Here is a 15,196-nt window from a genome sequence, read left to right as displayed (position 1 = left end):
TGAATAAACACAATTGTATTTATCTACATAAAATTTATATGCTAAATGTAATCATTATTCTTACAAATGTCGGGGATTCTTACTAAATTTTATTCATTGTTTGATTCAAAACAAAGCGCGCATAGGTATAACAAAATACTTCATTTGCCTAAAGCCTTTGCGCTCTAGCCTTAATTCTATTTATTTACGGTTGTAATTTGAATTTGTTCTTTTAATTCGTTGAAAATTTCTTTGTCAGCCAGGGTAAATAATAGCATTTCTAACTCATAGGGTTTAGCATCAGGACCATAAATCAACGGAGCATTTGTTCTTATAAAATCACAGAAGTTAAAATACGCCTCTTGGGGTGTTACATACAATGGCTTATTGTCTATGTATTCATTAACATGTGAAATATTGATTATGGTATTCATATCAAAATCAGCAATAATTCTATTTCGTCCACTTGGCATTGGAAAGTACGGTTGTTTAAAACCATTTTCATTTTCACAGGTTAAAATAAGCCAGTTAAGCGTATAAATAACTCTAGAGTCATATATGACAAAATGATCAGGATAAATAAAAGAAGCTAATTTCGAAAGTGAAGAAATCGTTGTAAAACAGTCTAATGATAATTTCTGTTTTTCTAATTGTTTTTTAAACCGTTGTACTTTGTCAATATTCCTTTCATTGGGTTTAAACCCACGTATTCCTCCCCAATTATTAATGATCCAAAAGTCAATAAAGTTCTGTTCAGTATGTTGTTTATATTTTTCACTTAAAATCCATTTTAACTTTACGTTTTGATCAAATGGATTGTTTTCATTAGAAAGAAGCTCTGATTCATTTTGTGAAAATATACTATCGGTAACATCAAAGTTATAGTCGAAACGTTTTCTTAGGTCTACTTGTTCACTAAATGCTTTTAATTTTAGGATGACGTTCTGCATATGTTTAATTATTTAGCTTAGTATTATAGATTTTAAAAGTTCTCCTAATTCAATAGACTTTTTTTTTGACCAACCTCTGGAAAGATGATGCATCGCTAAAATGTTGGTTTTTGTCCCCAAAATTTCTATGGTTTCAATTTTACCTTTTTCAATTTTAACGCCATAAAGTTTTTCAAAATATTCTAGCACTTCATTTCCATGTATAAAAAGGATTTTTGGTTTTATGGTTTCTAATAAATATTCAAAAATAGAACTTTCCCTATCCTCACTTTGTAACTCATATGCTGAAGGCGTTGCTTTTACAAATAAATTAGTTTCTAAAGTTTCAATAGGCCTACTAGCTTCAATAATCCATTCAATTCTTTGCCTGGTGTTACTTAATTTATTTCGCCTTGTTTTGTTTTGTTTCAAAGGTTTTAGCTTTCTCTCAAGGATATAATTCTCGAGCCATTCCTTTTTTTTAAAACCATTTTCTGTTGACCAAAATTCCCAAAAATCGCTATCCATTTCAGTAGCGGCATTTATCCCTACAATAAATATATCACAGTCTAAAGGATTTCCGTCACAAATAAAAGGACGTGGCTTTTCATACTTTTTCAATTTATCTCTAAGCTCATTTTCAAATTGTGATAGCTTCATGCGTTATTTTTCAGTTGGTTTTGGGTAATTAAAGTTAATATTTAAGGAGGTTTAGAGTGCTTACATTGTATAAAAAAAATATAAAGTTCATGGGGTCTTTATAGAAAATTAATTAGGCATTTACATATTTGCAATTACAAAAATTAAAGAGATGACAGCGGTGTAAATGCCAAAATTATTGTCCTTTCTCATTTTTGAAATTCCAAAACCAGTTAAAGCTGAAAACACTAAAAAGGGTAGTGAGTACGCTATTGTACTGGATATAGGATATTGAGTGTTTTGCCAATTGAAATAGAGGGTATAACTAATTGCCAAAATTATACCGATCATATTTTTGTTTTCTTTTGTAAATTCCAACATAATATATTATTGATTAAAGATTAGAAATAGGCCTACAATGATGGATATAAGGATCATATATATTTTATGATTCCATTTTTTTAGGATTAGTCTGGATATTAAATAAAAAGGAGATGCAAATATTATAGCGCAAAATAAAGTCCCAATAATCCAAAACATTAACCCTCTATCTACACTAGTTTTAAACCCAAAAATTATAGCTTTTAAAAAAATAGCAACAGTCAGTAAAAACCACCAAAGGCTATATTCTTTAGAAAAAATGGGATGTATTTTCATTGATGTATTATAATGTTTTAGTTTAAAATATGTTCTAATTCACTTTTAGTGTAAGGAGATTCTAAGTTTAATAAATCACTAACTTCAAATTTTAATTTTGTTTTTCTAATAGGTTTATTTTTGTAGATGAATTCTCCATTAATTTTTACTAAAACAAATTCATTATCATTTAACCAAGACGTATTTTTAGGGGAGAAAAAGTGGTTTATAAAACTTATTAAACTATTACGTTCATGCTCCATTTCTTTTTTAATTTCAGAGGACGATAAATCATAACTTTCAAAGCTTTGTTCATAGAATATGGATAGTTCATCATTATCATATCGCGCAAATATGTTTAAACCGGGTAATCCCTTTGTTTTTAATTTTTCACTCATTTCTTTAAATAATATATTTAAATTTTCTATGGTATATTTTCTAGTTTGTTCTAGGTTAGGTTTTTCTTTTTTTATTAATTCTTCCTCAGATTCTATACTGGTCACAAATTTTTCGTGTTTGATTAATATTTTAGGCATATATATAAGTAAAACATGATAATCAGAATCAATGCTTATGGTAAGATTAAAATCTCTGGTTTCCCAAATGGCAGACCTTGTCATCTTAGTGTTACTAGAACCATATTTAGCACTGATTTTATCATAGAGTTTTTCAAAATAAACTTTTGAGTTTTCTGCTTTTTGAGAACTATTTTTGCCTTTTATTGATTTACCAAGACCCACCATTGCAATTTGGCCTTCATTATCGAAAACAATACTCTGTCTTTCAAAAAGGAATTCTTTAAGTTCATGTTCCTTTGAAATTTTACAGTCATCAAATGTAACACCAAGTAAAGGATTGTCATTATCGAGATTTTGTCTATCAAAACCAAAGTCATCGATAGTTTTGGTAAGGTCTATACCTAAAAACTGCAACTTGTTAATGCTTTCCTTTGGATAGATTTTTAAAATATCATTTTCAATTTCAAAACTTCCAAATTTTGATAATGCAGACTGTCCGAAAAGTAAAGGAGCATTTTCATTTTCAATAACTGTAGCATTAACGTTTTTTATAAAGACATCACTAATTTTAATTTCTCGAATTATTATTTTAGTTCCTTCAGTGATTGATCCATTTGCGAGTCTATATTTTTGTGTTCCTAGAATATCATTTTCATTTAAAAGCCCTTGTTTGGCTAAAAAGTTAGCCTCAGTTTTTGAAATAGAAATGTCCGATGCACCAGTGTCAAGTATAAATTTCATATCAATCCCATTCACTTTACAAGGGATTTGGTAAACATCATTGACTTTTTCCATTTGTACGAAAGTTTGGGAAAAAATGTTTTGGCTTAAAACTAAAAGAATTAAGTTAAAAAGTAATTTTTTTGTCATAGGTAATTAGTAGTATACAGTAGCATATAGATAAACACAATAGCATTTATCAGCATTAAATTCATTTCGATAAATATAGATTTTATTCTTACAAAATGATGTTTTTTGTAGAGATTTATAACAATAGTTATAGTCTTTTCTTGGAATTTTTTTGTAAGGTTTTGATAGTGAGAAGTTACTGAGTACGCAGGTAAAGCGGTGTTCACTTATGGCTCCATTTAGTTCCATAAAACATATCTGCATGCCAAGTTAAAACTATTGTCATTTCGAGCATTTGATATTAAGAGGAGCAAACATGGTTTGCGGTGATATTTAGAACCTGTAATTACTCAATGAGTCTTTTTATCATCTCAACAACTAATTGGGGTTCATCAAGATGAAAATAATGTCCGGCTTTTGGAGACACTATTAAATATCCCTCAGGAGATTCACTAATCCATTCAGTACAAGCTTGGATTCTTTCTTTCTGGCCTGCTTCATGGTATTCAATAGAATAAATGGCTTTTTCAAGTGGGTTTTCCGATGTAACGGTTGGAATTAGCTCTGGTTCTGGTGTTTTTGTACCAACAAATACCGCGATGGGAATTTTAGGGGTACTACCAAATCCTATATCGTCGCCTTGAAAGTCAAAAAAAAGTTCACTAATGTATATCCATTCCTCTCTGTATCCCGGAGGAAAACTTTGTGCCTTTTTTATATCATTTTCCTTATACTTTTTTGCAAATGCTGCGATTCCTGTTGTATCTACACCCATTTCCACTAATATAGCATGATCTCTGGGTGTCGTGAAATCTGTAGAATCGATGTATACAAGTGCTTTTATTTCATCCGGAAAATGTCCGGCATAGGTTCTTATAAGGACACCACCCCAACTATGTCCAGCTAAGATATAGGGTGGTGGAAGTTCAAGTTTTTGGAGTATTTTACGTAAAATATGTACGACATTGAGCGTTGTATACTCCATCTCATTCCATTCAGATTGTCCTATTCCAGATCGCTCATAAGCTATAACAGGGGCAGTTTTTGCAATATCATCGAAAATGGTACCCCAATTCCAGTTGCCAAACCCGGCTTCCAGTACAACCACTGGAATACCATGCTCCAAATGTTCCTGTCCACCAATTCTAACATGATATTTATATCCGTCAATTTCTACAAATTGATAAGTAGGCTTAGTTGAACTGTCCTGTGCGTTTATAGAATAGTTGAAAAGTTGGAAACCAACGATTACTATCCAATACTTAAAGCCGTTAAAAGTGAATGAAGCCGTCATGATTTTATGGTTTATTACTAATAATAATTGTAGTATACGGTTGGAGTAAACAGACGTTTTAATACCGTTTATTTATAGTTAGTTTTTTTTGATGCCACGATACAGTATAATTATTTTTATCTACGATTTTTTTAAAAACGGACTACTCCTTCTTTTTATACTTTTCAAACCAAGCCAAAATACTTGCTATTTTAGCTATCAAGTTACTTGGCTTATTAGCAATACCATGTGAAGCATCTGGTATTCTTACCATGGCAGTTTCAACGTTTTCCAACTTCAATGCAGCAAAAAATTGTTCTGATTCCGCGATAGGTGTTCTGAAATCCTGTTCACCGGTTAGTAGCATAGTTGGTGTAGTTATATTACCAACATAGGACAAAGGTGAACGTTTTAAATAGCTCTCCGGATCTTCCCATGGTTTTTTAGCAAACCAATATTTTGAAAAGTATTGAATGTGATCTGCATACAATACAAAACTATACCAGTTAATAACAGGTTTGGCTACAACTGCAGCTTTAAACCGGTCGGTCTTACCTACTATCCAGGCTGTAAGTACACCACCTCCGCTGCCACCAGTAACAAATAAATTTTCAGCATCAACAAATCCTTTTTTAATAACAGCGTCTACACCAGACATGAGATCATCATAGTCATGATTTGGGTAATCGTGATGTATCAAGTTGCCAAATTCCTGACCATAGCCTGTACTACCTCTTGGATTAGAATAAAGTACCACATAGCCGGCGGCAGCAAATGCCTGTATTTCGGCAGAATATACAGAGCCATAACTAGCGAATGGACCTCCATGTATTTCCAAAATCAGTGGATACTTTTTAGTACTGTCAAAATCTGGAGGCGTAACTATCCATCCTTGTATTTTGCGTTGATCGAATGAAGATTCCCACCATATTTCTTCTACATTTCCAAGATTTCTATAGGAGAAAAGGTCATTATTAAGTGCGGTTAAGCGCTTACTTGATTTTGAGTCTGCAACACCCAAATCAGCTGGATGATTTGTTCCACCAAGTGTATAGGCAAATTTGTTTGAATTTGAAGATGTATAACTAGCAGCATTATATGGCCTACCGAGTGTAAGGCCACCTAAATTTTCAGTGATTATCGATACTTTTCCGGCTAATGTAATGTATGCTAATTTAGTATCTCCTTTATCATCATATTGAAAATAAAGCCCTTTACCATCATTTCTCCAACTAATATTTTGAATATCTCTATCAAAATCTTTAGAAATCAATTCAGAATCGGTTCCATCTATATTCATTACATGAAGGTTAACAATTTGATACCCTTGGTATGTGTCGTCAAATCCTAAATAAGCTATTTTTGTTCCGTCTGGTGATAACACAGGGTGATAATCAGGTCCATAACGTTTGGTTAATGGTTTAATAGTTCCATCATTTATGGTAATTTGATGAATTTCTCCATCTAGGGGTTCTATTTCTTCTGGTTTATGATAATTAGCACTGAAATAAAGAATTGTGTTGTCCTTAGACCAAATCGGTCCACTATGATTAAAATTAGTAAAAGTCAATTGTCTTGGGGTACCCCCTTCAATTGGCAAAGTAAATAATTGCACATTACCACTTTTTAAATACCCTTGTCCATCGCCACGATATCTAATATCGTCAATGTAAATAGGAGGTGTGTTCCATTTGGCACCTTCAGGTTTGTCTGGCATTTTTACAATTGACACGTGCTTTTTAGGTACAAACATGTTAAATGCTAAAGTCTTGTCGTCATATGACCATGTAATATCATTTGGTACCTCAGTTGTATTGGTCAGCGGGACAGATTCTTTTGTATCCACCCACATCATATAAACCTTCATTTTCTCATCGGCTTTATTCGATTTAAAAATTAATTTTTCTCCATCATGTGACCACCTTGGGTATAAGTCGTTGTGATTTCCGGTTGTAAGTGGTCTATTATTGGAACCGTCAAAATTCACAATCCATAGATTTGATAAGTTTCTATCTGTCATGACATCTTTAAAATTTCGAACATAGACAATTTTTGAACCATCAGGAGAAATTTGTGGATCAGACACATATTCCATATTAAATATGTCAATAAGTTCTAAGTTCGATTTTATTTGACTATGACTGAGTGGTACACTGGTAAACAAGAGGAGGACTGTGAAAAATAAATGTTTCATCATTTTAAGTTTTTATTTATTTCTGTGATCGGTTAATTAAGTTATTCTTGAATAGAGGTTAAGGTTTGTATAAAAGCAATTCAGTTACTCAATTCAGATTTATTGTACTAAATATAATAAATATTCTTACGATTTTACGTGTAATTATTTGATTTGTATGTGTTTATGGTTTTTGTGTTTCCGTTTACGCAGGTAAAGCGGTGTTCACTTATGGCTTCATTTAGTTCCATAAAACATATCTGCAAGCCCATTACATTAAACTTGCATATACCATATTCAGTACCACTACGGCGGCACGCCTTCGTTGGCAATGTCTATTTGTTTTATTTCACACAATACGCCAAAAGTTCACTCGTAGCTACTTTTGTACCCCAAGCCCATAAAGTATGCGCTTAATGCGCATGTCTAATTTTATTGGGGTACAACCGCTACTTAACAATTTGGCTCGCCTGCGGATCGCTGCGGGCCGTTCAGCTGTCACAATTTTTGATGGCCATCCGCATCCAGAAGCTATATTTTAGTTTCGTACCTCAACATAAAACAAAGCCTCTTCTTGCAACGTGTACAAGAGTTACAAATACACTACAGGCTGCAATACGCTATCGCATATGCACACTTCCATGTATTTGCAACCCTTGCTTTTTCCAACGCAGATCAAAAATAGCGCCATCAGGTGATAACATAGTTCTGGCAGCTTTCCACGGTGTTCCAAGCTATTGGCCAAAACACCCTGGCTCAACTCGCTGGCGGCTCGCTGTTTCCGCTTCGCTCCAACGCTGCGCTTGTTTACCTGCTAATAGTTTCTATCTCAACCCTAGTTTACGTTTCAATTCATAGTCATCCATATTAATAAGATCATTAAAGCTGAGTTCTCGTTTCGCTTCAGCTTCGCCTTTTCGAAAGTGCCAGAAAAGACTATATCGTCCAGAGTTTAAAATGATAAAAATGATGTGTTTACCTTGCTCATAGCAATGCCATACATCTTTAACATAAAATGAGGAAGCCCCGATTCTGCCTTCGAATAAGTCAAAAGTAACATCCTCTCCAATTTTAGGTATGGTGCCTAAACCCTTGACTTTTATTTGAGCACTTTTTTTACCGTCACTGGCGTATATGTAGTATTCGGAGTCTCTAAAATCAATAAATGGTTTAGCATAAAAGTCAAATACGTCTTCGTATAATTGGTTAATTCGTTTCTTAACTTGATAGTCATTTATACCAGTAGCGAGGCTGATACTTTTAAAACTGGGTATTGGAAGTTTATCGTCATAATAAAAATCCTTGCTTGATAAATAGGTTATAATGGCTGCGTAATCAGGATGCGTTCCATATTGTGAGTCTAAATCATTGATAATACTCAGTAGGGAAAATATAATTTTTTTTGGAGGTATTCTACGTGTCATAACGGTTGCTTTTAAGTTAACTATAATTTACCAAAAACAAGTAATACAATTTACTAGCTTTTATTTTACATGAGTAAGATGTGTTTTACATTATATTTGTAGAAAGCCCTTCAAATGAAACAAATCTACATTTACTTATTTCTGTTTTTTGTGTCTGCCATTCAGGCCCAAATCCCAACGTATTATAGCTCAATAGATTTTAACGGCACACCTTCAGAAATAAAAGACCAGATAGCAACATTAATTCAAACAACACATTCAACCGAATTACCTTATACTTCAAGTCAATTAGACACTTGGGATGCAGTAAAACAAACTGATGAGGTGGAAACGAATACAAGCAATGTTTACCTGTTTTATGGCTATGATAATACCGATAACGACAATCAAACCGATTACACAAGATCAAAAGATTTATCTTGTCATGTGAGCGGGTGTAGTGGCCTTTGGAATCGCGAACATGTTTATGCTAAATCACAGGCATCACCGGCATTGTCAACTTCAGAACCAGGTTCTGGTACCGATGTTCATAATCTAAGAGCTTGTGATGGCGACATGAATTCTTCAAGAAACAATCGTTTATTCGAAGAGGGTAGTGGTAATGCACATATTACCAATAGTGGTGAATGGTATCCTGGCGACGAATGGAAAGGCGATGTGGCACGTATCATTATGTATATGAACTTGCGTTATCCAACACAATGTCCGGCTAATAATGCGGCGTCAAGCGATAACACTTATAGTCAGGAAATGCCGGATATATTCCTAAAATGGAATAAAGAAGACCCAGTATCTAATGTCGAATTGCAACGTAACCAAGTATTGGAAGGCATTCAGGGCAACCGTAATCCTTTTATAGATAATCCTTACCTGGCAACATTGTTCTGGGGTGGAGCGACAGCAACTGATACCTGGAGCCTTTTAAGTATCGAAAAGGAAGAGCAACCAAAGTTAGAAGTATACCCAAATCCAGTGCAAGAAACTTTGTATATTTCAAATCCAACAAATCAGGTCATGGAAACAATGGTTTATACTCTGAATGGTTTAAAGGTTTTAATACCAGTAGAAAACAATCAATTGGATGTATCTAAGTTGTCAAGTGGTCTTTATATTCTGGAGCTCGTGGATCAAGGTCAATTAGAGCATATCAGGTTTGTCAAAGATTGATCTTAATTGATACCTTTATTTTATATGATAAACTCTTCTAACTTTTTAATGTAAAAGAAATTATAATACTCTGTTGATTTAACAGTTACAAATTGTATAGTAAGAAATTTCATTTATAATAAATTAAAATGCATTATTTTTTTACATTAGTCCTCATATAGTGTATTCTATTCAATTTAATTTTAAACAATAATGCCCAAATTTCTAAATACCCAAGGCCTTAACCTGTGGATACCTAAATTAATTCAGGAAGCTGAAAACGAATTAGTTTTGGTAGTTCCTTACATTAAAATATCAGCAAATATTTTTGAAGCCTTGAAGGTTGCAAACAATAATGGTGTAATAATTACAATAGTTTATAGAGAAAACAAACTTTCGCTCTCCGAGAAAGAGAAATTGAAGAAGCTTAATAAGGTAAACCTGTTACATCATCCTAATATACATTGTAAATGTTATTATAATGGAGAAGCTTTAGTAATAGGTTCCATGAATCTTTACGAGTATTCAGAAAAAAACAACCGTGAAATGGGGACTCTGTATGTTAGAAATTCTATTTTCTCAGAAGCACCAACTAAAAGTTTTGGAAGAATGTCTAGGCCTGAAATTGCAGGTGGTCCCAAGGAAGTTTTCGATGATATGTTACTCGAAATAAAAGAAATTATTAATGGGGCCAGTTTAGAATCTATATGCACCGAAACACAAGATTCAAATTTTGTAATCGACGTTTTAAAGACCGATGAAGATTTAGAACAAGATACATGTGATGAACTGAATTCCTATTTCTTGAATAAAAAATTTAAGGTGTTTGAAATCTCTAAAAACAAATGGATGTCACGTTGTGATAATTTTTTTGACAAAGTAGATGTCCTATTTTCTCATCGTCGTGTTGAGTTTGTCTTTAATTTAGAGGAAACTGAGCTAGAAGAGTTACACGCTTGTTGGATGGCATCCCATGATGGTTTTGAGTTTAATGCTTTTAAATATTATTGGAATTACCATAAATCAAATTTGTTATTATATAAAGATAATGATTCATTTGACTGGGATGCAATATTAGATAACGATGATGCATACTACAATAAATGGAAAGAAGGGATCAATAATATTATCGAAAAATACAGAAGCATTAAAGTTCAAGTATTTTAATTAAGGGTCATGCGTATCTTTATCTTAAACCGATTCCGGTAAAACAATTTAAACTATTATATGGATTGGTATAGCTGTTTTTATGTAGTATTAATGAGTTAGTTATTTTGTATGAGTCGACGATTTAATAGAATTTAAAACATAATTAATTATATTTAAGTGTTTTAATTTTAAGCTGATGTGTTTCCATACAGCCCAAACAAAATCTGTAGCAGCATTAGAAAAACGATACGATGCAGAACTAACTAAAAGTGACGCTCGCGATGTTTACGATATTCCGCGTTACCATATCAACGGTTTTTCACATCCCGATATGCTTATCATTCCACAGGAAGGACCAGCTGCTTTAGCGCCGGCATTATGGGGTATTGTTCCAGGAAATAAAAAGCCAGAACAGCTTAGCGACTATTATAAGGAATCTGTAAAATTTGGTGGAGGGTTAAATGCACAATCTGAAAAACTCTTCGATCATTTTCTATATAAAAACTCCGCATTCACCAGACGTTGTATTATACCAGTAACCGGTTTCTTTGAACCTCACGAGTACAAAGGTAAAAAGTACCCCTTCCACATTAAACAGAAAAATGATGAGGTCTTGTCTTTAGCAGGTCTCTATACTATTGTGGGTAATGTTGTAACCTTTACTATACTAACAAAAGCCGCTTCTCCTTTGTTTGCAAAAATTCATAACAAGAAGAATAGACAGCCTGTTATTCTACAAAAGGACTTTGAACAAGATTGGTTAAAAGACGACTTAAACCAAAACGGTATTACCGAATTGATCAACCTTAATTTCAATGAAGAAAATTTAAGTACCTATACCGTAAGCCGAGATCTGTTTAGTCCAAGAGTAAATTCAGATACCGAATCTATTATAGATGAGGTTAAGTATGAAGGTGTAGCTATTTAAAGTATATTCTCTTAAAATAATAAAAAACCAGGCAAAGGTATGTCGCTCCCTACCGCCAGAGCTTTAAGGCTATAAAGTTCAAGCCCTTCGGGTTTTTTGAAAAATCTCCACCTTTGATATTAAGAGGAGCAAACATGGTTTGCGGTAAAAACTTGGAAATCCTACTGTGTCAATCTGTACAAGCCTGCACTGAGCTTGTCGAAGTGTTGAGGGATCTTTTTTCTAATCGCAGCCAATATTCAGGTCGTATTTCCCAAAAAAAACTTGACAGCCTTACCCACGCTACAAAATAAAGTAGCTTTCTTTTTTATTGTTTTTCTTTTGAAAAATTATAGGCGCGAAGCGTAGCGAAGCAACTTTAAATTGGATAGCTATGCTTTATTTTGAAATCAAAACCCACCGCCCAGGAATCACTTATGTGAGACCTCATTTCTTTATTTTAAACAAAGGCCAGAACAGCGGAAGACCTATGTGCATACCTTGCCCGAATTGCTTTGTGATTACCACTAAAACCGAAGAAGATAAAACGACCTTATTCTATTTAACCATGATCTTGCAACAGGGCCAATACTTTGCATATTACCTAAAAGGTAGTGTCATCCCATTTATAACGATTAATGATTGTAAACGCACGATGTTAAGCTTGAGTAATCATAATCCGGAAAACCTTAAAAAGACGATTAAAGCAATCCGGTTAATCACTCAAAAGGAAGAAGCTTTAAAACAAAACATAATGAAGTTAAAACAATTAAAACAGGCGTTTATAAATGCTAGTTTGAAATCTAAAACATGGCGTTAAAAACAAATGTTTTGTTTAATACATACTATGTTGATACTGAAAAGATATGTAATTATGTAAGAATATTATGTATCTTTATTAACCTTTTAATGGTAAAATACATCTAATGTTTCAAAATTGTTCAATGTAAAACGGTTAGATATGAGGTTATTATATTTCTTAATTTTTTTATCCATTCATTCAATTGCCATATCACAAGTCTCAAAAGATTCACTCAATTCTGAGGTTTTTGGTAACAAAAGAACTTTTCAAGTTTATCATCCTGAAGTAAGTCACCCAACTCCATTAGTTATAGTTTTAGATGGTCATAATCTGTTCGATCTAGTAAAAACTAATGTCGACTATTTAACTGCCAATGATCAAATGCCCCATGTAACTATTATTGGTTTAAAGGGAGCCCCAAGGGAAATTGATTTCACTCCAATACCTTATAATCCATATGGTTCGAAGGAATCAATGGGTGGAGGAGCCCCGGCTTTTCTAAAGTTTTTGGATGAAGAATTAATTCCTTATTTGGAAAAGAAATATCAGTTAACATATAATAGAACTTTAATAGGACATTCTTTAGGAGGTCTATTTACATACTTTGTTATGATAGATAACCCCAATGTGTTTACTAATTATGTAGCAATTTCTCCTTCATTCTTTTGGGGTGATGACTACATGATTAGTAATATGGAATCTAAATTAGATAAGATAAACTTAAAAAATAAACATCTAATTCATTCGTATGAGAATCCATTTAATTCTGAGGAATATAGGTATAGGACTTTAGAAACATTGCCAGATTCCCTGTATATCAAAAAGACTGAAAAATTATTCGATGTAAACGATACAGGTTTAGAAAAACAATTTTTTTACTATCCGAATAGTAATCATGTGAGTATGGTTCCGATGGCAATTTCCGATGCAATTGTAAACCTGTTTTATTTTTATCCTGTCAACAATGAAGAATTAGCAGTGTTTTTAGAAAAATCACCTAAAGATTTAGTGCAATACATTGTTAATCATTTTAAAATGTTATCCGAAAAATTAGGTTATCAAATTCTTCCTTCAGAAAGATTTTTAAGAGGCTATGCTGGTTTTATCGATCATTTTATGAAAGATAAGAAAGCTTATTCAACAGCATTAAAGGAGAAGGCAGATGAATTGTATCCTGTTGATTAAAGTAAATGAGTAGTGTGAGGTAGCCTAAATATCTCAAGATATATGACAGAAGGTTTTTTAGTAATTAGCGATAAGATTAGATTAATTAGCTTAGCCATCCACCAGTTTTTGGTATTTTTAACCAGTAATACCACAACACCCAATCCATGACCGAATTCCAAATAAACGATCCAAGTCTCGAATCTCAATGGAGAGCGCTTATATTATTCGGTAAAAACTCAGCCACATATAAGTTTGCGTTTGCTAAAAGCCTGTTGGAACTAATCGATGAAGAAGTAACGATGGTATCATTGGCCGATTTAGCAAAGCCATTCTCCAGAAATATTACTGAACACTTAAAGCAAAGCGATAAGCAAGGGAATTCAAGCTCCAGTAGATTTTTAAATTATTGTCGAGATTTTAATAACGGACTAATAGAAGAATCGCAGCTGTTATTACAAACAGAAAAACTGGGTTTTGTTAATGTGGTAGATGCTTTTCAAAATGTAAACGGGGGACAGATACCAAACCTATTTTACGAGAAAGATTATGCTAACGGAAAAAAACAAATCGTAATTAAAGACGATTTATTAAAGCTGAAAGAAAGCTTCCATTTTCAGAATTTCGAACAGGAAACAGAAGCGCGATGGAACCTGGTCGAAACCGCCTGGAATCTTAATATTAATCCCAACCTCTTGGAAGTGAAATATGATGAAACAGCATCCTTGTTTTTCTTGGAAAGTGATTTCATGCGCCGAAAAGACATCACTTCAGTAAGAGACTCACTTAACGGATATCAAAAAGGAAAATGCTTCTATAGCTTTCAGGATATTTCAGTTAAAAAGGGGAGTGCCAACATCTGTGAAGTAGATCACTTTTTACCCCATACCAACAAAATCAACCACAGTAATGCCGGAGCCAATATTAACGGCGTTTGGAATCTGGTGTTAGCTGATGCATCTATAAACAACGAAAAAAGAGTCAAGGTGCCAGACATAAAGTTTTTACACCGCTTGTATAACCGAAATGAGTTTTACATTAGTAGTAAGCATCCTTTGGCAGAAACAATAATCAATCAAACCGGTCGCACCAAAGAAAAAAGGAAAGCATTTTTGCAAAAGCAATACGACATCGCCAAAGCAAACGCTATTCAAACTTGGTCGCCCAGTATCGAATTAATAGGAAATTTTTAATGAGTGTATTTTTAACCATTCCCGAAGACAGAATAATTCATAAAGGAAAAAACTTTTTCCTGATTTACGATATCTACCCGGTATCTCCGGGCCATATTCTAATCATTTCCAACACTGAAAAATTAGATTACTTCGCTTTAAATAATGAGGAAAAGGCAGAGCTAACAACCCTAATAGATGTCGCAAAAAACATCATAGAAAAGGAGCATAAGCCAGATGGTTATAACATAGGTATGAACTGTGGGGAAGTAGCTGGCCAAACTGTGATGCATTTTCATTGCCACGTCATTCCTAGATATCATGGCGATATGGATAATCCTCGTGGTGGAATAAGACATTGTGTGGAAGGAAAGGGCTATTATTAATTCTCCTGAAATTTCGAATCATTTTTCATATCATATTATGATAATTTGTA

At 33.3% G+C, this 15,196-nt stretch carries 13 protein-coding genes; 7 read left to right on the top strand and 6 right to left on the bottom strand.

The features are described from left to right. Window positions 1–176: 176 nt before the first annotated feature. The 6 genes from NO995_RS00835 to NO995_RS00810 all read right to left on the bottom strand — a co-directional run bounded on the left by NO995_RS00835 (window position 177) and on the right by NO995_RS00810 (window position 8,420). Entirely contained in the window at window positions 177–929 is a 753-nt protein-coding gene (locus NO995_RS00835; RefSeq protein WP_258225890.1) for a hypothetical protein, read from the bottom strand. A 12-nt stretch (window positions 930–941) separates the two neighbouring features. Further along, on the bottom strand, window positions 942–1,529 hold the full coding sequence (locus NO995_RS00830) for a hypothetical protein (protein ID WP_258225889.1): 588 nt from the start codon (window positions 1,527–1,529) through the stop codon (window positions 942–944). Window positions 1,530–2,221: 692 nt separating this feature from the next. Further along, entirely contained in the window at window positions 2,222–3,571 is a 1,350-nt protein-coding gene (locus NO995_RS00825; protein WP_258225888.1) for a TIGR02281 family clan AA aspartic protease, read from the bottom strand. 325 nt (window positions 3,572–3,896) lie between these two features. After that, complete coding sequence (locus NO995_RS00820; RefSeq protein WP_258225887.1) at window positions 3,897–4,844, bottom strand: alpha/beta fold hydrolase; 948 nt, start codon at window positions 4,842–4,844, stop codon at window positions 3,897–3,899. Window positions 4,845–4,986: 142 nt separating this feature from the next. Next, window positions 4,987–7,020, bottom strand: coding sequence for a S9 family peptidase (locus NO995_RS00815; protein ID WP_258225886.1), 2,034 nt, complete (start codon window positions 7,018–7,020; stop codon window positions 4,987–4,989). A gap of 800 nt (window positions 7,021–7,820) precedes the next feature. Next, window positions 7,821–8,420 carry a hypothetical protein gene (locus NO995_RS00810; RefSeq protein ID WP_258225885.1) on the bottom strand — a complete coding sequence of 200 codons (600 nt, stop codon included), beginning with the start codon at window positions 8,418–8,420 and terminating at the stop codon, window positions 7,821–7,823. A gap of 114 nt (window positions 8,421–8,534) precedes the next feature. Here NO995_RS00810 and NO995_RS00805 point away from each other — a divergent pair, with 114 nt between their 5' ends. The 7 genes from NO995_RS00805 to NO995_RS00775 all read left to right on the top strand — a co-directional run bounded on the left by NO995_RS00805 (window position 8,535) and on the right by NO995_RS00775 (window position 15,146). After that, window positions 8,535–9,587 (top strand): endonuclease, encoded by a 1,053-nt coding sequence (locus NO995_RS00805; RefSeq protein ID WP_258225884.1) that lies wholly within the window; start codon window positions 8,535–8,537, stop codon window positions 9,585–9,587. A gap of 192 nt (window positions 9,588–9,779) precedes the next feature. Further along, window positions 9,780–10,733: a phospholipase D-like domain-containing protein gene (locus tag NO995_RS00800; protein WP_258225883.1), complete on the top strand. Its 954-nt coding sequence runs from the start codon at window positions 9,780–9,782 to the stop codon at window positions 10,731–10,733. A gap of 178 nt (window positions 10,734–10,911) precedes the next feature. Beyond that, window positions 10,912–11,643 (top strand): SOS response-associated peptidase, encoded by a 732-nt coding sequence (locus NO995_RS00795; RefSeq protein ID WP_258225882.1) that lies wholly within the window; start codon window positions 10,912–10,914, stop codon window positions 11,641–11,643. A gap of 373 nt (window positions 11,644–12,016) precedes the next feature. Further along, a complete protein-coding gene (locus NO995_RS00790) occupies window positions 12,017–12,442 on the top strand; it encodes a DUF6943 family protein (RefSeq protein WP_258225881.1) in 426 nt (141 codons plus the stop codon). 141 nt (window positions 12,443–12,583) lie between these two features. Continuing rightward, complete coding sequence (locus NO995_RS00785; protein ID WP_258225880.1) at window positions 12,584–13,609, top strand: alpha/beta hydrolase; 1,026 nt, start codon at window positions 12,584–12,586, stop codon at window positions 13,607–13,609. A 146-nt stretch (window positions 13,610–13,755) separates the two neighbouring features. After that, window positions 13,756–14,781, top strand: coding sequence for an HNH endonuclease domain-containing protein (locus NO995_RS00780; protein ID WP_258225879.1), 1,026 nt, complete (start codon window positions 13,756–13,758; stop codon window positions 14,779–14,781). Beyond that, the gene (locus NO995_RS00775; RefSeq protein ID WP_258225878.1) at window positions 14,781–15,146 is read left to right on the top strand and encodes an HIT family protein; all 366 of its coding nucleotides are present in this window, start codon (window positions 14,781–14,783) and stop codon (window positions 15,144–15,146) included. Before NO995_RS00780 ends, NO995_RS00775 begins: the two co-directional genes overlap by 1 nt. The last annotated feature ends 50 nt before the right edge of the window (window positions 15,147–15,196 follow it).

The organism is Aestuariibaculum sp. M13, assembly GCF_024723255.1.
GTDB lineage: Bacteria > Bacteroidota > Bacteroidia > Flavobacteriales > Flavobacteriaceae > Aestuariibaculum > Aestuariibaculum lutulentum.
This window is presented reverse-complemented; position numbering and strand designations above follow the sequence as displayed.

Bases quoted from the DNA above. Each gene is read 5' to 3' on its own strand.
- NO995_RS00800 (WP_258225883.1), top strand. From the start codon at position 9,780: ATGCCCAAATTTCTAAATACCCAAGGCCTTAACCTGTGGATACCTAAA.
- NO995_RS00815 (WP_258225886.1), bottom strand. From the start codon at position 7,020: ATGATGAAACATTTATTTTTCACAGTCCTCCTCTTGTTTACCAGTGTA.
- NO995_RS00795 (WP_258225882.1), top strand. From the start codon at position 10,912: ATGTGTTTCCATACAGCCCAAACAAAATCTGTAGCAGCATTAGAAAAA.
- NO995_RS00775 (WP_258225878.1), top strand. From the start codon at position 14,781: ATGAGTGTATTTTTAACCATTCCCGAAGACAGAATAATTCATAAAGGA.
- NO995_RS00835 (WP_258225890.1), bottom strand. From the start codon at position 929: ATGCAGAACGTCATCCTAAAATTAAAAGCATTTAGTGAACAAGTAGAC.
- NO995_RS00810 (WP_258225885.1), bottom strand. From the start codon at position 8,420: ATGACACGTAGAATACCTCCAAAAAAAATTATATTTTCCCTACTGAGT.
- NO995_RS00790 (WP_258225881.1), top strand. From the start codon at position 12,017: ATGCTTTATTTTGAAATCAAAACCCACCGCCCAGGAATCACTTATGTG.
- NO995_RS00820 (WP_258225887.1), bottom strand. From the start codon at position 4,844: ATGACGGCTTCATTCACTTTTAACGGCTTTAAGTATTGGATAGTAATC.
- NO995_RS00785 (WP_258225880.1), top strand. From the start codon at position 12,584: ATGAGGTTATTATATTTCTTAATTTTTTTATCCATTCATTCAATTGCC.
- NO995_RS00805 (WP_258225884.1), top strand. From the start codon at position 8,535: ATGAAACAAATCTACATTTACTTATTTCTGTTTTTTGTGTCTGCCATT.
- NO995_RS00780 (WP_258225879.1), top strand. From the start codon at position 13,756: ATGACCGAATTCCAAATAAACGATCCAAGTCTCGAATCTCAATGGAGA.
- NO995_RS00825 (WP_258225888.1), bottom strand. From the start codon at position 3,571: ATGACAAAAAAATTACTTTTTAACTTAATTCTTTTAGTTTTAAGCCAA.